This is a genomic window from Acinetobacter sp. 70_2 (assembly GCF_056736115.1).
This window is the reverse complement of record NZ_JBWZIP010000003.1, coordinates 113,355-133,152: the sequence shown is the minus strand read 5'-3', so window position 1 is coordinate 133,152 and position 19,798 is coordinate 113,355. Positions and strand designations below refer to the sequence as shown.

The following is a 19,798-nucleotide window of genomic DNA, read 5'->3' as shown; positions in this document are numbered from 1 at the left end:
ATGAGCAAACTTGCCCAACTGTGCACAGCGATCTGTGGATCAAGTGTGTTATTTTTAACCGGTTGTCAGCATTTTACTCAGCCTAGACCCGCAGTTACCCACCAAGTGCAAGATGAAAAACACTTCAATTTACAAGGTAAAATTGGCGTACGTACTCCACAACAAAGTGGTAGTGCCTTCTTCACATGGGTTCAACAGCAAGATAATTTCGATATCGAGTTAAGTGGCATTTTAGGTGTTGGAAAAACACAAATTCAGGGAAAACTGGGTGAAGTCACTTTAAACAGTGCTAAAACTGGCGTTATTACAGCGGCATCCCCTGAAGAACTTTTAGAACGTGCTACTGGTTGGCAAGCGCCGATTACTCATTTAACCAGTTGGATTTTAGCAAAGCCAGCAACTTTAAATGCCCAAATTAGCAAAGATAATGCAAATCGTGTGAGCCAACTCATCGAAGATGGCTGGACGGTTAATTTTAGTTATGATGGCGAACAAACTTTGCCAAATAAATTGGTTTTAAAGCAACCTCTTGCTGAAGATAAAGAAAACCGTATTACAATGGTTATCCAAAACCGCTAAACCTAACTATATAAATCTATGATTCGAGTTCCTTCCCCAGCCAAGCTCAACCTGTTTTTACATATAACGGGACGTCGTGAAAATGGTTACCATGAACTACAAACCATTTTCCAACTCATTGATTTATATGACTGGATGAATTTTTCTCCTATTGAGAAAGATGAAATCCAAATTGAAGGTTTAGGTGAGATTCAACTCGAGCAGAACCTAATTTATCGGGCTGCACAAATACTAAAACCGCATGCAAAAAAGCTCTGTGGTCTACACATCAAAATTGAAAAAAATATTCCAATGGGTGCAGGTCTAGGCGGTGGTTCTTCGAACGCTGCCACAACACTTATCGTTTTAAATCAATTATGGGAATGTGGCCTGACTCAGGCAGAGCTTGCAGACTATGGTGTAAAACTTGGTGCCGATGTTCCTATTTTTATTTATGGTAAAAATGCATGGGCTGAAGGTATTGGTGAACATTTAACATTCATAGACTTAGATCAAAAACAGTTCATTATTTTAAAACCTGATTGTTTTATCAGCACTCAATTGCTTTTTTCACAAAAAACATTGACAAGAGACACTAAGACCACTAAATTTTGCGCCTATCAGTTAGAACCTTCTAATTTTGGAAATAACTTTGAGCCTTTGGCTAGAAAGTTATACCCCGAAGTTGAAGAAGCAATGCAATATCTTGATCAATTTGGTCATGCAAAGCTTACAGGTACAGGTGCTTGTGTTTTTACTGAAGTAACCGATGAAATGAATGTTGATGACATTCTTAAACATGCACCATGTAAAGCTTATTTGGTACATAGTTTAAAAGAATCTCCTTTACACCATTTTAAAGTTGCAAGTTAGGGGCGTCGCCAAGTGGTAAGGCAGCGGGTTTTGATCTCGCCATCCGTTGGTTCGAATCCAGCCGCCCCTGCCAATTTCACCTGTAATGATGATTATATTAGGGGCGTCGCCAAGTGGTAAGGCAGCGGGTTTTGATCTCGCCATCCGTTGGTTCGAATCCAGCCGCCCCTGCCATCATATATATCATCGAATTTAGGGGCGTCGCCAAGTGGTAAGGCAGCGGGTTTTGATCTCGCCATCCGTTGGTTCGAATCCAGCCGCCCCTGCCATTCTCTTATTTTAAAGACAGACTTAATTGCCTTGCTTTTTGTTGATTATTCTTGACATTGCATTGCAAAAATATTAAAGTTCTGCCGCATTAGGGGCGTCGCCAAGTGGTAAGGCACCGGGTTTTGATCTCGGCATCCGTTGGTTCGAATCCAGCCGCCCCTGCCATCTATTTCATTACATACCAACCGCCAAGGGTGCTTCATGCCCAATCTTGTCGTTTTTAGTGGAAATGCTCATCCACAGTTCGCTCAAAAAGTCGTAAGTCACTTACATATCCCTCTAGGTGCTGCATCAGTCGGTCACTTTTCTGATGGAGAAATTTCAGTAGAAATTACTGAAAATGTTCGTGGTAAAGACGTATTTATCGTTCAGCCTACTTGTGCTCCTACCAATGATAACCTTATGGAAATCTTGGTAATGGCAGATGCATTGCGTCGTGCAAGTGCTGGTCGTATTACCGCTGTTATTCCTTATTTTGGTTATGCTCGCCAAGACCGTCGTCCACGTTCTGCACGTGTGCCGATTACAGCTAAAGTTGTTGCAGACATGCTTACCACTGTTGGTATTGACCGTGTCGTGATGATTGACTTACATGCTGACCAAATCCAAGGTTTCTTCGATATTCCAGTCGACAACATCTACGGTACTCCTGCTTTGCTTGCTGACTTACGTCAACAACAACATGATAACCTTATGGTGGTTTCTCCTGACGTTGGTGGTGTAGTACGTGCACGTGCTGTTGCCAAACAGATGGGTGACATCGATTTAGCAATCATCGACAAACGTCGTCAAAAAGCCAATGAGTCGCAAGTTATGCACTTGATTGGTGATGTAAAAGATCGTGATTGCGTTATTGTAGATGACATGGTTGATACAGCTGGTACATTGTGTAAAGCAGCTGATGCACTTAAGCAATTTGGTGCACGTCGTGTTGTTGCTTATGCAACTCACCCTGTACTTTCAGGTAAAGCAATTGAGAACTTACGCAACTCAGTCATTGATGAGTTAGTTGTAACTGACACAATTCCTCTTTCTGAAGAAGCATTGACTTTGGGCAAAATCCGTCAAGTTTCTGTTGCTAGCATGGTTGCTGAAACGATTCGTCGTATTAATAACGAAGAGTCTATCAGCGCGATGTTCGATAGTTTATAATATTGCAGCTTTTTCTTAACCCTGGCTTTGGCTGGGGTTTTCTATCACTAAACTGGTCGCAAGTTTAGTTTATTTAATCTTTAATGAGGATTTATCTCATGGCAAACTTCGTATTCAACGCTCAAGCGCGTGCTGAAGACAAACAAGGGAAAGGTGCGAGCCGCCGCCTTCGTCGCGAATCTTTAGTTCCAGCTATCATCTACGGTGGTAACGCTGAGCCTGTAACTGTTACTTTAGAACTTCGTGAGCTTGTAAAAGCTTTAGAAAACAATGCTTTCTTTGAAGAAGTTGTAGAAATCAAAGTGGGCGACAAAGTTGAAAACGTTAAAATCCAAGCGTTACAACGTCACCCATCTAAAAACACTCCTATGCACGCTGACTTCAAACGCGCATAAGTGTTTAAAGGCGTAAATTAGTGTCAAATATTTCGCTAATTGTTGGTTTGGGCAATCCTGGTTCAGAATATGCCCAAACCCGCCATAATGCAGGCTTCTGGTTCGTTGAACAGCTTGCAGATAAATATGGCATTACATTAAAAAATGATCCAAAATTTCACGGAATCAGTGGTCGTGGTAATATAGAAGGACACGATGTTCGCTTACTTCTACCAACGACTTACATGAATCGTTCTGGACAAAGTGTTGTTCCTTTCTCAAAATTCTATCAAATTGCTCCAGAAGCAATTTTGATTGCTCATGATGAACTTGATATGAACCCTGGTGTAATTCGTCTCAAAACAGGCGGTGGACACGGCGGTCATAACGGTTTACGTGATATTGTCCCACATATTGGTCCAAATTTTCATCGTTTACGAATTGGTATTGGACATCCAGGTTCAAAAGAAAGAGTTTCTGGGCATGTACTCGGAAAAGCACCAAGTAGTGAACAAAGCCTGATGGATGGAGCAATTGATCACGCTCTTTCTAAAGTAAAGCTACTTGTTCAAGGACAAGTATCACAGGCCATGAACCAAATTAATGCGTATAAACCAGCTTAAATTGTTGAACAATCAAGCTTGCTATCTTGCTTTTTTAGGAGCAAAATGCGCATCAGCCACCTTGCCCGAATGGCAAAGGCAAAAGATTTCACTATAAGATCTTCTTAGGTCTACTCAGGAGACGCTAGCCATGCTATCTCGTTTATTAAAATGCAAAATTCACCGTGCAGTTGTAACCCATGCTGAACTTCACTATGAAGGTTCTTGTGCAATTGATGGCGTATTGATGGATTTAGCTGGTATTCGTGAATACGAAGAAATCCACGTTTGGAACGTAACTAATGGCAAGCGCTTCACAACTTACGCGATTCGTGGTGAAGACAACTCTGGCATTATTTCAGTAAACGGTGGTGCTGCTCACCAAGCAGATGTAGGCGATTTAGTTATTATTGCTACATTTGGTGATTTCACAGAAGTTGAAGCAAATGCTCATAAACCACGTTTGGTATATGCAAACCCAGATAATACAGTCAACCACACAGCGAATTGCATTCCTGTACAAGTTGCTTAATTAAAGATTTAAAAATAAAAAAGCCCGTAAATACGGGCTTTTTTATTTGACTTTACAAATTCCTAGCAGTCCCCTTCCACCAGCTTCGCTGCTGCTTACAGTTTAAAGGCTGTAGTTCTTCTCCTCTTAAATCAAATAAAGTCGCCTCGCCTTTTGTATTTACCTTAAATTCAGCATACTTTGCTTTTTCATAGCATTGGGCTAGACCTTCGGCAAATAAAAAACTTCGAGAAGCTGGATATAAAGCCTGCAAACGATTTTCAGGATTTTTTAAAATTAAACTTTGCCCAGCAAATGAATTGTGAGTATCTAAAATTGTACGAACTACTCGATTTTGTGAATCCAAAATAACTTTTGCTAGAATATTGGCATGATTAAGAATCACTTGATCTAAAGCTTCACCTTCGCTTCCTGAAAGTGCTTTAAGAGATTGTAAATTTAATTCATACGCCAGCGCCATGTAGTCCCCTTGTAATATGGAGCGAGGGTCAACGGGCTTAAGCTTAATAAAAATACTTTTACTCTGATGCAGGCGCCATTCATTTTTCGCTACCAAACCTGCAAAAACTAATACAGTGACTATTGCAAGTATAAGAGAGAAATACTTTTTCATTACTTTTCTCCCTCAACAAAATTGTTCTTAGCTTCTTGTAGGAGCAATCCATATAAGGCCAACAATATAATTCCTGACACTAGGATTGATGCACTTTTAGCTAGAAAACTTAATTGTAGACTGTAATAAAGTTGCCAAAGTACAATAGCAAACACAAGAAGTGTAATACCGTAAACAACGCGATCTTTATTTTTTAAGGCCCATGTCAAAATTATAAATAGAATGAATACATCAAAATAGCCGAGTGCAATAAGTACTATGCCAAAAATTAAAAAGGCAAAAAAAGTTATAGCGTGAAGTTGCCTATAGAGATAGAAAAAACTAAAGCACAATAACCATAGACTTGGTAAAACATAGAAAAACCATGATGACTGATCAGCCGAATCAAGCAATGCTAACCCTATAAAATTATCAAAGAATGAGTTCACCAAAATCACAGCAAGTACGCATAAAAAGATACTCCGCTCATACAATATAGCTGCCTTACTCCCTATTAGTAGTACTAAGCTAAAAATTAAATAGTTAAGTAAAGTTAAATTGAAGTAAGTTTGAGTCGGATGTACTGACCACAATGAATGGTCTAGTTGCAGTATGTAGATAAATGCTATGCCATAAGTTGCGAGCATTTGAATTAAAATAAAGAACCAATGAGGCTTAAGAAAATAACTGATACATAGCATAAAAATCTGGGCAATCAACACCCATAAAATTTGATTTGTCTCAGAACCAAGATGGAATAAAAAAGCAGTCTGCCCACTCACAAATAAACAATATGCAAATTGCCGAATGAAATAGCTTTGAGATTTTGTCAGTAATGTTATAGCTATAACAACAAAAATGATTCCAATAATTAAAGAAATAGTCTTCCAAAATACGAGTGTAAATGCTGCAAGTGCTAAACCAGCAAGCCAAGCACCAATTGCTAAAGGAATAACATAAAAACGACTTTGGCGAAAAATTCTTATTAAGAAGTAACTAATGAGTGCAAACCAAATAAAAATAATGCCCGCAATCAATAAAAAAATGAACTCATTAGAATCTTTAAATAAATGATTAATACCATCTACAAGCCATATTGTTGCGGTTACACCGAGAACAGCAGCCATCAAACTGGCACATAGCTGATCATTCTTTTTAAAGAAATAATAGAAAGCAATAACGCCTAGAAAGAAAGCGGAAATTAGATACGGTAAATTTTTATTCGATAAAAATTGGATCATCCCTATTATTGAAATAACAGCAAACCAAGCAATAAAAACAAAACGTAAGGCTGTATATTTCTTTTGACAGATCCAGAACTGGACAAGACTTAATAAATTTAGAGCAAAAAGATAAAGATAAGGAAACTTTTCTGCCCAGAAAGTCTGTTTAAAAAATAAAAAAAGTGTAAGTTGGCTTGTAATACAAATTAAAGCAAAGATTCCAATATTTGGTCGATATAGCCACGGCAATAAAAACAGAGTCCAAATCAAGAAAACTAAATAACTGTCTGCACCAGTTTGATAAACTTGCCCAATTACAGCTAAACTCAAACCGATCATTAAGCCGCAAGTACCATGTAAAGTCTGCCGTATTCCCTCGCTTAAGGTACCGTTTATGCTCACCCAAGCTGTGACAAGCAATATAACAGGTGGAATAATGAGTTGAATGCTATCAGGAAGCATCAACCAGTTAGCAGCAATTAAATAAAGAATACTGAGCGCCATAAATACATAACTAAAAATATGGAGATGCTGAATAAATAAAGTATTCCTAAATGGATAATCGCCTCTAATCTGCATGAAAAACCTGTTTTATTTATAATTTTCTATAAAAAACATAGCATTCACTTTTAAAACCAACAAGTAAGCTCTTGTTAAAAAACCTATTTCGATTTATGAAAATACTTATTCATAATGAGACTTAGCATTCTACAAAAGCATCTAGCCAATTTTGCCAAGCGCGCTATAATAAAACCCATCGCTTCAGGGCGGGGTGGAATTCCCCACCGGTGGTAAAGTTAATTTTATGAATAGATTAACAAGCCCACGAGCTTAAATTGTGTAATTTGAGCAGATTTGGTGAAACTCCAAAGCCGACGGTATAGTCCGGATGAAAGAAGACGACGAACTGGGATAAATCCGTTTTATTTCAGTGCCAGCCTGTTTTTACATCAGTCCTGAAATGTTCAACCGTATTTTTACGAGAGCGTTTCATTATGTCTAGCTTAATTCAACCAGAACTTTTTTTCTCAGCCCTCTCTCCTGCTGAGCAGCGTATTCAACAAGCATTAGAAGATATCCGTCAAGGCAAACCTGTCTTGGTTATGGATGACTTTGATCGTGAAAATGAAGCAGATTTAATCGTTGCAGCAGAAACGCTAACTGTTGAGACCATGGCACGTATGATTCGTGATGGCTCAGGTATTGTATGTTTATGCCTGACAGAAGAATTAGCAGATCACCTTGAACTCCATCCCATGGTTTCTCAAAACTCAAGTCAGTTTCATACTGCTTTTACAGTAACCATTGAAGCTGCTCAAGGCGTTACCACTGGTGTTTCTGCTAAAGACCGTGTAACAACCATTAAAACTGCTATTAAAGATGGTGCTGTTGCAAGTGACTTAAATCGTCCGGGTCACGTTTTCCCATTACGTGCACGTAATGGTGGAGTCCTTACTCGTCGAGGTCATACCGAGGGAACAATTGATCTAGCAAGACTAGCCGGGCTTAAACCCGCTGGCGTATTATGTGAATTAACCAATCCAGATGGCACGATGGCGTCGGGCATTCAAGTTTTAGCATATGCTCAAACTCATCACTTAACGGTGATTACGATTGAAGAACTTGTTCAATACCGCCAGCAACACAGCATTTAAACAAAAAAGGTTTGGCTTTACGACAAAGCCAAACCTATAAATTAAAACTTATTTATATTTAAGAAACTTTCTTTTGTGCTGCCAGTTCTTCAACATAGTCCAAAAGTTCAGAGAACTGATTAATCATTGCTTTTGGCTGTGCTTGAGCAAGTTCCTCTGCTGTTCCATAACCGTAAGTCACAGCTACCGCCTCAATACCATTGTGGCGAGCACCTAAAACATCATATTGACGGTCACCTACCATTAAACACTCTTCTGGGTTTAATTGCTCATGCTCAAGAATATAACGAATGAGTTCAGCTTTATTAGTCCGCTCACCCGTTAACTCACTCCCATAGATATGTACAAAGTATTGGCTTAATTCAAAATGGTCCAAGATACGTTTTGCATAAATCGTTGGTTTAGCAGTTGCAACAAATAAACGATATCCTTCTTTTTTTAAAGCGCTAAGCGTTTTTGCAACAGATGGATATACTTCATTTTCAAATAAACCAATGACCGAGAAACGCTCACGATAAGCCATTAAAGCTTGTTCAGCTAAAGCATCATCTTGAGTAGCTAATAATTTTGCGAGTGAAGGCTTTAAAGGTGGGCCAATTGTCCAGTCAATATCTAAATCGGCAGCCAATGGATAACCTAATTTCTCCATTGCATAGCGAATTGAAGTATGGATTCCAACTTTTGGGTCTGTTAAGGTTCCATCTAAATCAATCAAAATATGTTTTATAGCCATTCAATCACTAACCCAGTAAAGTATTTAATTCAATTGGTCGAGAGTTTAATCAAACTCTCTTATACTAACGTAAATTTAAATTGAAAAGGAAATAACCGTGCGTCCAACCGTACTTTGTTTCTCGGGTTTAGACCCTTCAGGTGGTGCAGGTTTACAAGCCGATATTGAAGCGATTGGACAAAGTGGCGCCCATGCAGCAATTGCATGTACGGCTCTTACCATTCAAAACTCACAACAAGTATTTGGCTTTGAAGCAACCTCAAAAGAACTATTACTAGCTCAAGCTAATGCCGTGGTAGGTGACTTACCCATTAAATGTGTTAAGTCAGGTATGCTGGGCACCACAGATAATATTGCTGCACTCGCTGAATTTTTACGTGCTCATCCTGATTATCAATATGTACTTGACCCTGTTTTAGTTGCAAATAGCGGTGGTTCTTTAGGTGACCAAGCAACCTTAGTTAAAGCATTTGTTGAACTGATTCCCCTAGCGACTCTTATTACCCCCAATACAGTTGAATTACGAGCATTAACAGGTATTGACGACTTAGAGCAAGCAACCAAAAAACTTTTTGAAATGGGTGCTAAAGCTGTATTAGTAAAAGGTGGACACGAAGATACCCCCGACTTCATTAAAAATAGTTTATATATTGATGGTGAACTTGCAGCGAGTAGTAGCTGTCCTCGCCTTGAAGGCGAATATCATGGCTCAGGTTGTTCATTAGCGAGTTTTATTGCAGGTCGCTTAGCTTTAGGTGATTCTCTAAAAATTGCAGTACAACATGCAGAAACATGGTTATTTGGTGTTTTAAAAAATGCCGAAACACCCGTACCTAATGGACAAAAGATTCCAAAACGATTTTAACAACCAAATAAAAAGGCGCTTTAAGCGCCTTTTTATTTATTCCAATTACTGTGGAATACGTAAAACTTGTCCAGGGAAAATCTCATCTGGATCTTTCAACATTGGTTTATTTGCTTCAAAGATTTTCGGATACTGGTTTGCATCGCCATAAAATTCTTTCGCAATTTTTGAAAGATTATCACCAGATTTTACTGTATAAAATTTGCTTTCCGGTTCTGGAGTCACAACAGTCATCTGGTCATCTACATGTGCAACATGATCGATGTTACCAACAATAAGAATAATCTTTTCTTTATCCGCTTGGCTTTGTACTTGACCATTAATAGTCGCAGTATCAGTTGAACCATTATATGTTACAGATAAGCCTTCCACCCCAAGGCCTAAACTTTTAATTAATCCCAATAATTTATTTGCCACTTCTTGTGCAGAAGGTTCTGCTGGCGTTGCTGGAGCTGGTTGTGGTTCTGCTGGTGCGGTATTTTTCTTACCAATACCTTTTACAAAATCAAAAAGACCCATTTTTAGTCCTCATCTTATTGTTTATAGTAAAGTCATTAAACTGACCCTTATTGTTATACTTGAAAAAAGAGGCACCTCTGCTATCAATTAAGGTTGATCTTGTAAAAATATGTATCTCTCTCAATGATTTCACTCAAATAAAAAAAAGCCACCTTACGGTGGCCTTCTTTTTAATCAGCAATATGCGAATTAACCAAGTTTTTTAGTTACATAGTCAATTGCAGATTGAACTGTAGTGATTTCGTTTGAATCTTCATCAGGGATAGTGATGTCGAAGTCATTTTCGAAAGACATAACAAGTTCAACTAAATCTAAAGAGTCAGCACCCAAGTCATCCATGAAAGATGCTTCGTTTTTAATCTCTTCAGCTTTAAGACCAAGTTGTTCTGCAACCGCTTGTTTAACGCGTTGTTCGATATCGCTCACAGGAATTCTCCTCATTGCTTGTGGCGTTTGATTTGCCACTAGTTTAATTGAATATAAAAATTTTTAAAAGTTTATACATCGGCGTTAGGCCATGTATAAACCACCATTTACATGTAATACCGTACCGGTAATGTAACCTGCTTTATCACTTGCAAGGAAACTCACCGCATTTGCGATATCTTGTGGCTCACCTAAGCGATTTAAAGCCACTTGATCACTCATTTTTTTGCGAATGTCTTCACTAAGTGCATCTGTCATTTCTGTTGCAATAAAACCTGGTGCCACACTGTTTACAGTAATTTGGCGGCTACCCATCTCTTTTGCAAGGCTACGGCTGAATGCTTCAATACCTGCTTTAGCAGCAGAGTAGTTTGCTTGGCCTGGGTTTGCAAAATGAGCAACAACAGAACTGATATTAATAATTCGACCAAAACGTGCTTTTGTCATACCCTTAAGTACGCGTTTAGATAAACGATAAACGGCTTTAAGGTGAATATTGAGAATGTCATCCCAATCATCTTCAGACATACGAAGCAACAAATTGTCTTTCGTAATACCTGCATTGTTAACGAGAACAAGCACAGGACCATAGTTCTGTTCAATATGAGACACGACTGCTTCAATCTCATCGAGATTACGCACGTCGAGCGCCAAACCTGCACCTTGTTCACCAAAGCTATCAGTTAGCTTTTGTGCACCAGATTCAGAAGTCGCAGTACCTACGACAAAATAACCGTCTTGAATAAGTTGCTGGGCAATTGCAGCGCCAATGCCCCGACTCGCGCCCGTTACTAATGCAACTTTGCGTTCTTGTGTCATGCAATTTTTCCTTCTGCCACTAAAACAGCATTTAGGGCATCTTCCATTTTGCTTTTACTATCAATAGAAAAAGCTTTTTCAATATTTGGTAAACGCTTTGCGAGATTACTCAATACTGTACCTGGACCACATTCAACAATGTACTGAATACCTTGGTCTTGTAGAGACTGCATGGTACGAGTCCATTGAACAGACTGGTACAATTGTGCCGTTAAAGCCTGACGCAATTGAGCAACATCGGTAGCAATTCCCGCGTTGACATTTTGTATTACAGGAATGGTAGGTAGCTCAATGGCAGTTTGTTCCAAAGCTTCTGCAAATTTCTCTGCAGCAGGTTTCATCAATGAACAATGCGAAGGTACAGAAACTGGTAAAGCAATTGCTTTAGCAGATTGTTCTTTTGCCAATGCCATAACTTGCTGTACAGATGCAGTACTACCCGCAATTACAACCTGACCTTGTGAATTATAATTTGCAGCTTCAACTGAACCTTGACCCAATGCAGTCACGCTCTGGCACAATTCAACTACTTTATCATCGGCCAAACCAAGAATTGCAGCCATCGCACCTTCCCCTTGAGGAACAGCACTTTGCATGAGTTTTCCACGCAAATTAACTAATTTAACTGCATCTGCCAAACTCATTGAACCCGCTGCAACTAAAGCGCTGTATTCACCTAAAGAGTGCCCTGCAAGGTATTTAGGCGCTAAACCACCTAAATCTAACCATAGACGCCATAAAGCGATGCTGGCAGTTAATAATACAGGTTGGGTGTTTTCTGTTTGGTCTAAACCTTCACCACTTTGCGCAATGTGCCAAAGATCAAATCCTAGCGCGTCTGAAGCTTCAGCAAAAGTTTGCCCAACTCCACTAAACTGTTCTGCGAGTTCAGCGAGCATACCAACTTTTTGTGAACCTTGACCCGGAAACACAAATGCAGTTTTTGTGGCTAAAGCTACTTGTTCAAGACGTTTAGCAGACATAAGAAATCCTTTTTGGGTTTTCACTCATTTCTCTGGACCGGAAATTTAACATTTAATTCGTATATTTATAATTGCGAAAAACAACAAAAAAAGGGAGCTTTCGCTCCCATTTTTTCTATACTTAAGCATCACGCTTAATGCATATCATGCAATTATTCAGCATCAGCTGCTTTAGCGAATAATTGGCGACCACGGTAGAAACCGTCTTTAGTCACGTGGTGACGACGATGAGTTTCACCAGTTGCTTGGTCTACTGTTAATGCATTCTCGGTTAAAGCGTCATGTGAACGGCGCATGTCACGGCGAGAGCGACTTTTACGGTTTTGCTGAACGGCCATGATGGCTCCTTACAAAGATCGAAAAAATGGATCAGAACAAATTCAGTTGTCTTATCTCATAATCATAACACAAATTATGAGTTAAGTTTACCCTTCAAACCTGCCAAAACATCAAACGGGTTATCCCGTTTCTCTTCGACAACGTTCTGAATGGTAGGTTGATGTTTATGTTCACAAGCATCATGCTTGGGAGATAAAGGCATCAACAATAACAGTTCATCTTCTAGTAATGCGAGCAAGTTAATCGAAGCAGGTGTATCAAAATCACCTTTTGTCGAAGACTCACTTTCACCTAAAACGATGAAATCAGCATCCTCATCCAAGCGCTCTATCAGTGACTCATCATCTACAAGTGCAATATGAAAGTCAGAAACAATTGGCATTTCGACAGGTTCCAAACAACGTTGGCACTCCATCGGAACTTTTGTTTCCATATGACCATCTAACCACACAATGCGATGATAGGCATCCATTGATAGCTTACAGTCTATGTTGATCAATTGGTTATCAATTGACCCAACAGCTTCACGAGCAATACGAGCAAGACGAGACAATGGCAGTTGACCTGACCATGTAAAGCCTTGTTCAGCCCATTTAAACGGCTCAATCTGTGCCGGAAAGGTATTTGCTGACATAATTAAGGCGGCAATTCTACAAATTCATCGGTACTCTGTCAAAGATTAAGATACAATTTTGTACTTCTTTAGACAGAACTCGGGGTAAATTAAGCAATGCACCTGTTGCAGCCGCAACCTGAAGTTAACACTTCATTACTCGTTTGCACCCATTCAACTCACCAAAACACTCTTTTACCTGACATGGTGCAACTCTCACCATGGCCAAGCTCAAAATTAGAGTCTGAGCAAGTTGATTGGCTTATTTTACACTTTAATCACTGGTTTTCCCACCATAATGTGACATTAGTTCGTGGAGAATTTGAACCAGAATATTTCCCAGCGAATGAACATGAACCAGCTAAAATTCAATTTGCCCATGGTTTTTTCAATAGCGCCTTGCATGAAATTAGCCATTGGACAATTGCAGGTGCAAAACGTCGCCTATTACCCGATTTAGGTTATTGGTATGCGCCAGATGGTCGAACTAAAGAACAGCAGGATTTATTTGAACAAGTAGAAATCAAGCCTCAAGCCATTGAATGGCTATTTGCCCAGTCTTTTGACAGAAAATTTAGAGTATCTCTAGATAACCTGACAGGTGATGGCGGAGATGGCAAAAAGTTTAAAGATAATGTTTATGCCCAAGTACAACGTTACTTTTCTGGTGAAGCTAAACTACCCGTCGATGCAGCAAGATTCATTGAATGTATTTGCCAATGTACACGAGCAGGTACAGCGTTACAATTAGATGAATTTAAACGTGAACTCCTTGATTAAATGACAAAAAAACTACGTAAGTTACTTGCTTCCCAAGTTTGAAAAGTCTAATACTATTTTTAATACTGGCGTGATGGAGTCTCTAAAATATGCTGCATTTACATGTACATCCTGAAAATCCACAGCAACGCCTCATTGATCAAGCGGTTGAGCGTATTCGTGCAGGAGATGTTGTGGTCTACCCTACCGATGCTGCCTATGCAATCGGATGCCAGATTGGTAATAAAAATGCCATGGAACGTATTGCTCAGATTCGTGATTTAGGTCCTAAGCATCAATATGCAATTATGTGTTGCGATTTATCAGATATCGCGACTTATGCAAAAGTTGATAACGCGACTTATAGATTATTAAAGGCAAATACACCTGCCATTACGACTTTCATTTTACCTGCAACCAGCGAAGTTCCACGCAGGTTAATGCACCCTAAAAAGAAAACGATTGGTTTACGTATTCCGAGTAATCCGATTTGCCAGGCTTTATTAAAAGAACTTGGTGAACCTTTACTGACAAGTACATTGATTTTACCAGGGCAAGAAGACCCACTTGATGATCCTTATGATATTGAAAATCAGTTGGCTAAACGTATTGATGTCTTTATCGATGGTGGGTTCGGTACTTTAACAACCACCAGTATTGTTGACTTATCGGGTGAACATCCAGAAATTATCCGTCATGGCGCTGGAGATGTAAGTGCTTTCGAATAAGCACTTATTCTCCTTTTTACCAACAGTTAAAAAAAAAGTATTATCAAGAAAAAAAATACTCTTTATTTAGTTTGGATTTTTTTTACACTTTAGTCGTTAAGCAATTTATTAAAAGTCACAATTCCTTTAGAATGTTTTGCACTATCTGCTGTTCTTCTGCTACAGCTCTTATTGACTTGAAAACAAGTCTCATGCTTTTGAAAATTCGCGTGGCTTATAATCGTAATGAACCAATCACTTCATCAATCCATGGAAGACGTTCCACACATCCGTGTTTTAGATGAGTGGCACGACACGATTCCTGAAGATCTTTATATTCCTCCGGCTGCCTTTGAGATTTTACTCGAACAGTTTGAAGGACCACTCGACTTTTTAATTTATCTAATTCAGAAAAACGGTTTTGATTTAGTTCAGCTCGATATCGCCCCTATTGCCACTCAATATTTAGCTTATATGGATAGCATGAAATCCTTAAATATTGAGTTGACTGCCGACTATATGGTGATGGCTGCTTTATTGGCTGATTTAAAGTCTCGCTTACTCTTACCTAAACCTACGGTAGTGAGTATTGAAAAAGATCCGAAGCAGGATCTTATTGATCGACTAGAAACTTATTTACGCATTAAGCAAGCTGCTGAGCGTTTAGGTCAAATGCCAGTTCTTGACCGTGATACATTTAGTGCCAATGTAAGCTTAGGACATATTGCACCTGTTTATGAAGGTTATGATGTTTCAGCATTACACGATGCTTTATTTTGCGTATTTAACCGTCCAGAACCTGTAACGCACACAATTGCACAAGAGCCTGTACTGTTAGAAGAACGTATTGCTTATATTGAAGAGAAATTAGAGTCAGGCGACGTGTTAAGTTTTAAAGAATTACTGAACCCCCAACAAGGCCGTATGGGAATGGTTGTAACTTTTATGGCTGTTTTAGAATTGACCCGACAACAAAAGATTAAAATTATTGCGACAGGTGTTGAAGCTCCATTAGCTATTCAAGGGTCTGCGGCATGAGTTTTGAACAAAATAATACCGATTTGTCATTAGCTGACATTCATCACGAAGTTTTATTGCAACTTGAAGCGATTATTTTTGCTAGTGAAGCACCTGTTTCGATTGCTCGTTTAAAAGAAGCTTTTAATAATCAATATAACAAACAACAGCTTCGTCAGCTTTTACAACAGCTTGCCCTCTTACAACATGGCCGCTCTATTGAGTTGATTGAAACCGCGCAAGGCTTCCGTTTTCAGGTAAGATCCAAATATCGCAATATTATTGCGCAGATTTGGCCAGAGCGACCAACAAAACTGTCGCCATCTTTACTAGAAACGTTGGCTGTCATTGCGTATCATCAACCAGTCACGCGTGCTGATATTGAACAAATTCGTGGTGTATCTAATAATAGTCAGATTCTCAGAACGCTATTTGACTGGAACTGGATTAAAGAAGCCGGTTTTAGAGATTTACCCGGAAGACCTGCGTTGCTAATTACAACGCCTCAATTTCTGAATGCTTTTGGTCTAGCCTCTTTAGGCCAATTGCCTCCCCTACAGAACGCCAAGGAAGCATTTATGGCTCTCGATGCGAATGCACCGAAATCATAAAGAGGTGGACTGTTGATCATTATGTCTAAGGTTGTGCTGTCATGAGTGAAAAATTGCAAAAAGTATTAGCGCGAATCGGATTAGGTTCCCGTCGATATATGGAAGAGGTTATTGCCGCAGGACGCGTGAGTGTAAACGGCAGCGTTGCCCAGGTGGGTGAGCGCATTGAACCAGGCGATGAATTACGCATTGATGGCCGTAAAGTTCAGTTCCAAATCGAGGACGAAATTCGTCGTCGTGTACTGATTTATTATAAACCTGAGGGTGAGATCTGTTCACGTAATGACCCAGAAAAACGCCCAACCGTATTTGATCATTTGCCACAAATTGCAAATGACCGTTGGGTAATGGTAGGTCGTCTGGATATTAACAGTACAGGTTTATTACTATTTACAAATGATGGTGAGCTTGCTAACCGTTTAATGCACCCATCTAATGAAATTGAACGTGAATACGCTGTACGTGTAATGGGTGAAGTAACCCCACAATTACGTCAAAACATGGTCAATGGTGTAGAGCTTGAAGATGGTCCAGCCAAGTTCGAATCTTTCTCTGAAATTGGTGGTGAAGGTATTAACCGCTGGTATCAAGTTGTAGTGAAAGAAGGCCGTAACCGTGAGGTTCGCCGTATTTTCGAATCACAAGGTCTTAAAGTAAGCCGCTTATTACGTACTCGGTACGGTACTGTTATTTTACCACGTGAGTTACGTACTGGTCGCTGGATGGAGTTAGATAAAACTGACATCGACAACTTGGCCAAATCTGTTGAATTAAAGCCACGTCAAGGTACAGGTTTATTTGGCATGGCAAAACGTCGTACTGACCGTATGACTGAAAAGCCAATGGCAGCACGTCGTGGTGGTTACTTACGCCAACAGCGCCGTGATGATGAAAAAGAAGCGCCAGCTAACACAGGCAATCAGCGCAAATCGACGGGTTTTAACCGTGGATTTAAAAAGTTCTAAGTAAAACTTTTAAATAAGAAAACCGCTCACATTAGAGCGGTTTTTTTATTGCTGGTTTGCACTTAATTCATTTTTGCTAATTCAATCCACTCAGCCTCAGGAAAATGTATGGCTAAATAGTCCTTCAAATAATTTGAAGTATCTTGCGAAATTAATGGATCTTTTGATTCATCTTTTAAGTTATAAACCAAAGCTTTTAATTTCAGGCCGCGTGACTTAAGTGCCTCAAGACTAAGCAAAGTATGGTTAATACTTCCTAGACGACCAGAAGTCACTAAAATAACGGGAAACTGATGCTGAGCTACATAGTCAATAGTGAGTAGACTTGTAGTTAATGGCACCATTAAGCCCCCTGCACCTTCTAACAATACAATTTCAAAACGCTCAGCCAATGTTTGAGTCGCATTTTCAATTTTTTGAAAATCGATTTCTCGATTATCTAAACGTGTTGCCAAATGAGGTGAAGCAGGATAACTAAAGATTTCAGGCATAGTCAGCTTATCATGATCTTCCTGAAACCAACCTTGCCCCATAATTTCACGATGCTTCTCGATATCTTCAGAAATATCAGCATTACCTGTTTGAATGAGTTTTTGGGTAATTACTTTTTTACCCTGCTCAGTCCATAATTTTGCTAAAAAGCCTGTCGCGTAGGTTTTACCAATTTCAGTATCAATCCCACTCACAAAATAGACCTGACCACTCATTTACTTCATTCTCCGGGCAATACAATAAATTGGATGATATGTTAAGGCATATCCCTCAGCATGCTTAAACCGCTCATAATCTTGATAAAACTGCTGTAAACTTTGCTTAGTCCAACGATGCTGAGCTGTAGCAGTTACACCTGTTGCTTTTAAATGCTGCAACACGGCTTTAGGTGAATCGAAATAGAGCTGAGTTTGTGACTCTGACAAATGCAAAATCTCAAAACCAGCCTGAGTTAAGGCACTGGTCCAATTTTCAAGCGACCAGTAACTTAGGCCTTGTCCAGTTAGCTCTTTAATTTCAATTAAGTTCTTAGCTCCAAATGTTGAAAAGCATAACCAACCGCTGTCAGTTAAAGCTTCATTACAACGCTTAAGCAAACGCGGTAAATCTTGCATCCATTGCAAAGCAGAACCAGAAACAATCATATCAAGCTGTTGAGGGAGTTCTAATGTTTCAACATCTCCAACTAACCATTTCAAATGTTCTTGATGATTAAAGTGCTGCTGTACCTCTGTATACAAATCATTCAAAATTAAATCTTCAATTTGAAAAGCTTCAACAAGCAGACGAGTTAAGTTACCAGAACCACAACCAATTTCAAAAACACGTGACATCGTACTTGGGCAAAACTGCTTTAGTAAGCCCGTTAAATTTTGGCAAATTTGTTTTTGAACAACCGCATGCTCTGAATAGCTTTGCCCTGCTTTAGCAAAACGCTCGGCAACTAAGTTTTTATTCAGACTCACAGAAAACTCACCAGTGCTTCAAGCTCGTGTTGTTCAACCATCGACGTTAAAGAAATACGCAAACGTGCACTATTTTTAGGTACTGTTGGTGGGCGTACAGGCATGGCATAAAAGCCGCTTTCTTGAACGTGTTTTGCCTTATCGATCGCAGCCTGACTTTCTCCAACAATAACTGGAACAATATGACTGGTCGACGGACTTACATAACCCTTTTGTACAACAGCTTGTTGAAGATATTGGCTAATATTTTTTAAGTGTTCACGCTGAGGTTGAGCAACTAATACTTTTTGGAATATAAAGTTTACCCAAGCCACAATAATAGGAGGTTGAGAAGTCGTAAAAATGAGCGGACGCATTTTATTAATAAGATAATCTTTAATAATTGGATCGCAAATAATGTAACCACCGACTGCTGCCAATGCTTTACCGAAGGTACCAACTAGAAAATCAATTTCCTGAATGACATTATATTGTTCAGCACATCCCAAACCTTGCTGACCACGTACACCAATTGAGTGTGCCTCATCGACATAAAGCATGGTTTTAGCAAAACGTTTTTTAAGCTGGACTAATGCGGCTAAGTCCGTTTCATCACCATCCATACTAAAAATACTTTCTGTGACCACAATGATTCGTTCAATCTTGTCATCATCATGATACTTTTGCAGAAGTTGTTCTAAGTGCTGTAAATCATTATGGCGATAACGCACATACTGCGCACCAGATAAACGTATACCGTCAATCATGCTCGCATGAACTAACTTATCTGCCAAAATTAAAGTTTTGCTATCAGAAACAGCTGGCAAAATACCAATATTCATGTGATAGCCACTATTAAATAACAGAGCCGACCGACCACCAAATGCTTTGCTTAGGCTATTTTCCAACTGTTCATATTCATCAAAGTTACCCGTCAATAAACGGGCCGATGAAGAACTAAAATAGCTGCGCTCTAACGGCAAGCTATCTAAAAACTCTTGGCGAAGATTAAGATCAGCCGCCAATCCAAGATAGTCATTTGAAGCTAAATTGAGCATTGTTTTATTTTGAATAGTAATAAAACGGCCATACTGCACATTTTGGGTAAATTGTCTGAAATTACCCTGTTGTTTTAACTCATCTAACTCTGTAGCAAAATGATTAAGCAATGACAT

Annotated in this window: 25 protein-coding genes, 4 tRNA genes and 1 riboswitch; of the genes, 17 read left to right on the top strand and 12 right to left on the bottom strand. The window is 39.3% G+C overall.

Annotated features, from left to right (window positions below):
• From lolB to panD, 10 genes are all read left to right on the top strand, one after another.
• On the top strand, positions 1-579 hold the full coding sequence (lolB, locus tag AC1PJ9_RS02465) for a lipoprotein insertase outer membrane protein LolB (protein WP_311087052.1): 579 nt from the start codon (positions 1-3) through the stop codon (positions 577-579).
• A gap of 18 nt (positions 580-597) precedes the next feature.
• Positions 598-1,431 (top strand): 4-(cytidine 5'-diphospho)-2-C-methyl-D-erythritol kinase, encoded by an 834-nt coding sequence (gene ispE / locus AC1PJ9_RS02460; protein WP_311087051.1) that lies wholly within the window; start codon positions 598-600, stop codon positions 1,429-1,431.
• Positions 1,430-1,504: transfer RNA gene (locus tag AC1PJ9_RS02455), tRNA-Gln, on the top strand. Before ispE ends, AC1PJ9_RS02455 begins: the two co-directional genes overlap by 2 nt.
• 26 nt (positions 1,505-1,530) lie before the next feature.
• Positions 1,531-1,605: transfer RNA gene (locus AC1PJ9_RS02450), tRNA-Gln, on the top strand.
• A 20-nt stretch (positions 1,606-1,625) separates the two neighbouring features.
• Positions 1,626-1,700: transfer RNA gene (locus AC1PJ9_RS02445), tRNA-Gln, on the top strand.
• A gap of 91 nt (positions 1,701-1,791) precedes the next feature.
• Positions 1,792-1,866 (top strand) — tRNA-Gln (locus AC1PJ9_RS02440).
• 36 nt (positions 1,867-1,902) lie between these two features.
• Entirely contained in the window at positions 1,903-2,853 is a 951-nt protein-coding gene (locus AC1PJ9_RS02435; protein ID WP_002120445.1) for a ribose-phosphate pyrophosphokinase, read from the top strand.
• A 98-nt stretch (positions 2,854-2,951) separates the two neighbouring features.
• A complete protein-coding gene (gene rplY, locus AC1PJ9_RS02430; RefSeq protein WP_263613059.1) occupies positions 2,952-3,248 on the top strand; it encodes a 50S ribosomal protein L25 in 297 nt (98 codons plus the stop codon).
• Between the two features lie 20 nt (positions 3,249-3,268).
• Positions 3,269-3,850 (top strand): aminoacyl-tRNA hydrolase, encoded by a 582-nt coding sequence (gene pth / locus AC1PJ9_RS02425; protein ID WP_002050315.1) that lies wholly within the window; start codon positions 3,269-3,271, stop codon positions 3,848-3,850.
• Positions 3,851-3,980: 130 nt separating this feature from the next.
• Entirely contained in the window at positions 3,981-4,361 is a 381-nt protein-coding gene (gene panD, locus AC1PJ9_RS02420; RefSeq protein WP_016142035.1) for an aspartate 1-decarboxylase, read from the top strand.
• Between the two features lie 52 nt (positions 4,362-4,413).
• Here panD and AC1PJ9_RS02415 read toward each other — a convergent pair whose 3' ends face one another.
• The gene (locus tag AC1PJ9_RS02415; RefSeq protein ID WP_311086660.1) at positions 4,414-4,974 is read right to left on the bottom strand and encodes a GDYXXLXY domain-containing protein; all 561 of its coding nucleotides are present in this window, start codon (positions 4,972-4,974) and stop codon (positions 4,414-4,416) included.
• Entirely contained in the window at positions 4,974-6,755 is a 1,782-nt protein-coding gene (locus AC1PJ9_RS02410) for a DUF2157 domain-containing protein (protein ID WP_311070142.1), read from the bottom strand. Before AC1PJ9_RS02410 ends, AC1PJ9_RS02415 begins: the two co-directional genes overlap by 1 nt.
• Before the next feature lie 176 nt (positions 6,756-6,931).
• Positions 6,932-7,081, top strand: a riboswitch (FMN riboswitch).
• Between the two features lie 90 nt (positions 7,082-7,171).
• Between AC1PJ9_RS02410 and ribB the strand changes: the two genes are divergently transcribed.
• The gene (gene ribB, locus AC1PJ9_RS02405; RefSeq protein ID WP_311070143.1) at positions 7,172-7,831 is read left to right on the top strand and encodes a 3,4-dihydroxy-2-butanone-4-phosphate synthase; all 660 of its coding nucleotides are present in this window, start codon (positions 7,172-7,174) and stop codon (positions 7,829-7,831) included.
• A 58-nt stretch (positions 7,832-7,889) separates the two neighbouring features.
• Here the strand turns inward: ribB and AC1PJ9_RS02400 are convergent, their stop codons facing one another.
• Positions 7,890-8,564: an HAD-IA family hydrolase gene (locus AC1PJ9_RS02400; RefSeq protein WP_311070144.1), complete on the bottom strand. Its 675-nt coding sequence runs from the start codon at positions 8,562-8,564 to the stop codon at positions 7,890-7,892.
• A gap of 97 nt (positions 8,565-8,661) precedes the next feature.
• On the opposite strand from AC1PJ9_RS02400, the gene AC1PJ9_RS02395 reads away from it, so the two are divergent.
• Complete coding sequence (locus AC1PJ9_RS02395; protein ID WP_311070145.1) at positions 8,662-9,429, top strand: hydroxymethylpyrimidine/phosphomethylpyrimidine kinase; 768 nt, start codon at positions 8,662-8,664, stop codon at positions 9,427-9,429.
• A 45-nt stretch (positions 9,430-9,474) separates the two neighbouring features.
• Here AC1PJ9_RS02395 and lysM read toward each other — a convergent pair whose 3' ends face one another.
• The 6 genes from lysM to AC1PJ9_RS02365 form a co-directional block, all read right to left on the bottom strand.
• The gene (gene lysM / locus AC1PJ9_RS02390) at positions 9,475-9,948 is read right to left on the bottom strand and encodes a peptidoglycan-binding protein LysM (RefSeq protein WP_263613054.1); all 474 of its coding nucleotides are present in this window, start codon (positions 9,946-9,948) and stop codon (positions 9,475-9,477) included.
• 189 nt (positions 9,949-10,137) lie between these two features.
• Positions 10,138-10,374, bottom strand: coding sequence for an acyl carrier protein (gene acpP / locus AC1PJ9_RS02385; protein ID WP_001279871.1), 237 nt, complete (start codon positions 10,372-10,374; stop codon positions 10,138-10,140).
• 84 nt (positions 10,375-10,458) lie between these two features.
• Complete coding sequence (fabG, locus tag AC1PJ9_RS02380; protein ID WP_000191300.1) at positions 10,459-11,193, bottom strand: 3-oxoacyl-ACP reductase FabG; 735 nt, start codon at positions 11,191-11,193, stop codon at positions 10,459-10,461.
• Positions 11,190-12,176 (bottom strand): ACP S-malonyltransferase, encoded by a 987-nt coding sequence (gene fabD / locus AC1PJ9_RS02375; protein WP_151687833.1) that lies wholly within the window; start codon positions 12,174-12,176, stop codon positions 11,190-11,192. The genes fabG and fabD overlap by 4 nt, the downstream gene beginning before the upstream one ends.
• Positions 12,177-12,328: 152 nt before the next feature.
• Positions 12,329-12,514, bottom strand: coding sequence for a 50S ribosomal protein L32 (rpmF, locus tag AC1PJ9_RS02370; protein ID WP_000290730.1), 186 nt, complete (start codon positions 12,512-12,514; stop codon positions 12,329-12,331).
• 74 nt (positions 12,515-12,588) lie between these two features.
• Positions 12,589-13,149: a YceD family protein gene (locus tag AC1PJ9_RS02365; protein ID WP_002050389.1), complete on the bottom strand. Its 561-nt coding sequence runs from the start codon at positions 13,147-13,149 to the stop codon at positions 12,589-12,591.
• A gap of 96 nt (positions 13,150-13,245) precedes the next feature.
• Between AC1PJ9_RS02365 and AC1PJ9_RS02360 the strand changes: the two genes are divergently transcribed.
• From AC1PJ9_RS02360 to rluB, 5 genes are all read left to right on the top strand, one after another.
• Positions 13,246-13,908, top strand: a complete 663-nt coding sequence (locus AC1PJ9_RS02360) for an elongation factor P hydroxylase (protein ID WP_311086659.1) — start codon at positions 13,246-13,248, stop codon at positions 13,906-13,908.
• A gap of 89 nt (positions 13,909-13,997) precedes the next feature.
• Positions 13,998-14,615, top strand: coding sequence for an L-threonylcarbamoyladenylate synthase (locus tag AC1PJ9_RS02355; RefSeq protein WP_151761909.1), 618 nt, complete (start codon positions 13,998-14,000; stop codon positions 14,613-14,615).
• Positions 14,616-14,840: 225 nt separating this feature from the next.
• Positions 14,841-15,632: a segregation and condensation protein A gene (locus AC1PJ9_RS02350; RefSeq protein WP_212285592.1), complete on the top strand. Its 792-nt coding sequence runs from the start codon at positions 14,841-14,843 to the stop codon at positions 15,630-15,632.
• The gene (gene scpB / locus AC1PJ9_RS02345; protein ID WP_004703403.1) at positions 15,629-16,222 is read left to right on the top strand and encodes an SMC-Scp complex subunit ScpB; all 594 of its coding nucleotides are present in this window, start codon (positions 15,629-15,631) and stop codon (positions 16,220-16,222) included. The genes AC1PJ9_RS02350 and scpB overlap by 4 nt, the downstream gene beginning before the upstream one ends.
• A 41-nt stretch (positions 16,223-16,263) precedes the next feature.
• The gene (rluB, locus tag AC1PJ9_RS02340) at positions 16,264-17,187 is read left to right on the top strand and encodes a 23S rRNA pseudouridine(2605) synthase RluB (RefSeq protein ID WP_263613051.1); all 924 of its coding nucleotides are present in this window, start codon (positions 16,264-16,266) and stop codon (positions 17,185-17,187) included.
• A gap of 62 nt (positions 17,188-17,249) precedes the next feature.
• Here rluB and bioD read toward each other — a convergent pair whose 3' ends face one another.
• Genes bioD through AC1PJ9_RS02325 form a run of 3 tightly spaced genes read right to left on the bottom strand, consistent with a single transcriptional unit; the run spans position 17,250 to position 19,798 of the window.
• Positions 17,250-17,894: a dethiobiotin synthase gene (bioD, locus tag AC1PJ9_RS02335; protein ID WP_216985618.1), complete on the bottom strand. Its 645-nt coding sequence runs from the start codon at positions 17,892-17,894 to the stop codon at positions 17,250-17,252.
• Positions 17,895-18,644 carry a malonyl-ACP O-methyltransferase BioC gene (bioC, locus tag AC1PJ9_RS02330; RefSeq protein ID WP_311086658.1) on the bottom strand — a complete coding sequence of 250 codons (750 nt, stop codon included), beginning with the start codon at positions 18,642-18,644 and terminating at the stop codon, positions 17,895-17,897. It lies immediately after the preceding gene.
• Positions 18,641-19,798 carry an 8-amino-7-oxononanoate synthase gene (locus tag AC1PJ9_RS02325; protein WP_311086657.1) on the bottom strand — a complete coding sequence of 386 codons (1,158 nt, stop codon included), beginning with the start codon at positions 19,796-19,798 and terminating at the stop codon, positions 18,641-18,643. Before AC1PJ9_RS02325 ends, bioC begins: the two co-directional genes overlap by 4 nt.

Coding starts and splice junctions, on each gene's coding strand:
- lolB (WP_311087052.1), top strand. CDS start 1: ATGAGCAAACTTGCCCAACTGTGCACAGCGATCTGTGGATCAAGTGTG.
- ispE (WP_311087051.1), top strand. CDS start 598: ATGATTCGAGTTCCTTCCCCAGCCAAGCTCAACCTGTTTTTACATATA.
- AC1PJ9_RS02435 (WP_002120445.1), top strand. CDS start 1,903: ATGCCCAATCTTGTCGTTTTTAGTGGAAATGCTCATCCACAGTTCGCT.
- rplY (WP_263613059.1), top strand. CDS start 2,952: ATGGCAAACTTCGTATTCAACGCTCAAGCGCGTGCTGAAGACAAACAA.
- panD (WP_016142035.1), top strand. CDS start 3,981: ATGCTATCTCGTTTATTAAAATGCAAAATTCACCGTGCAGTTGTAACC.
- AC1PJ9_RS02415 (WP_311086660.1), bottom strand. CDS start 4,974: ATGAAAAAGTATTTCTCTCTTATACTTGCAATAGTCACTGTATTAGTT.
- AC1PJ9_RS02410 (WP_311070142.1), bottom strand. CDS start 6,755: ATGCAGATTAGAGGCGATTATCCATTTAGGAATACTTTATTTATTCAG.
- ribB (WP_311070143.1), top strand. CDS start 7,172: ATGTCTAGCTTAATTCAACCAGAACTTTTTTTCTCAGCCCTCTCTCCT.
- AC1PJ9_RS02400 (WP_311070144.1), bottom strand. CDS start 8,564: ATGGCTATAAAACATATTTTGATTGATTTAGATGGAACCTTAACAGAC.
- lysM (WP_263613054.1), bottom strand. CDS start 9,948: ATGGGTCTTTTTGATTTTGTAAAAGGTATTGGTAAGAAAAATACCGCA.
- fabG (WP_000191300.1), bottom strand. CDS start 11,193: ATGACACAAGAACGCAAAGTTGCATTAGTAACGGGCGCGAGTCGGGGC.
- fabD (WP_151687833.1), bottom strand. CDS start 12,176: ATGTCTGCTAAACGTCTTGAACAAGTAGCTTTAGCCACAAAAACTGCA.
- rpmF (WP_000290730.1), bottom strand. CDS start 12,514: ATGGCCGTTCAGCAAAACCGTAAAAGTCGCTCTCGCCGTGACATGCGC.
- AC1PJ9_RS02365 (WP_002050389.1), bottom strand. CDS start 13,149: ATGTCAGCAAATACCTTTCCGGCACAGATTGAGCCGTTTAAATGGGCT.
- AC1PJ9_RS02360 (WP_311086659.1), top strand. CDS start 13,246: ATGCACCTGTTGCAGCCGCAACCTGAAGTTAACACTTCATTACTCGTT.
- AC1PJ9_RS02355 (WP_151761909.1), top strand. CDS start 13,998: ATGCTGCATTTACATGTACATCCTGAAAATCCACAGCAACGCCTCATT.
- AC1PJ9_RS02350 (WP_212285592.1), top strand. CDS start 14,841: ATGAACCAATCACTTCATCAATCCATGGAAGACGTTCCACACATCCGT.
- scpB (WP_004703403.1), top strand. CDS start 15,629: ATGAGTTTTGAACAAAATAATACCGATTTGTCATTAGCTGACATTCAT.
- rluB (WP_263613051.1), top strand. CDS start 16,264: ATGAGTGAAAAATTGCAAAAAGTATTAGCGCGAATCGGATTAGGTTCC.
- bioD (WP_216985618.1), bottom strand. CDS start 17,894: ATGAGTGGTCAGGTCTATTTTGTGAGTGGGATTGATACTGAAATTGGT.
- AC1PJ9_RS02325 (WP_311086657.1), bottom strand. CDS start 19,798: ATGTCATTGCTTAATCATTTTGCTACAGAGTTAGATGAGTTAAAACAA.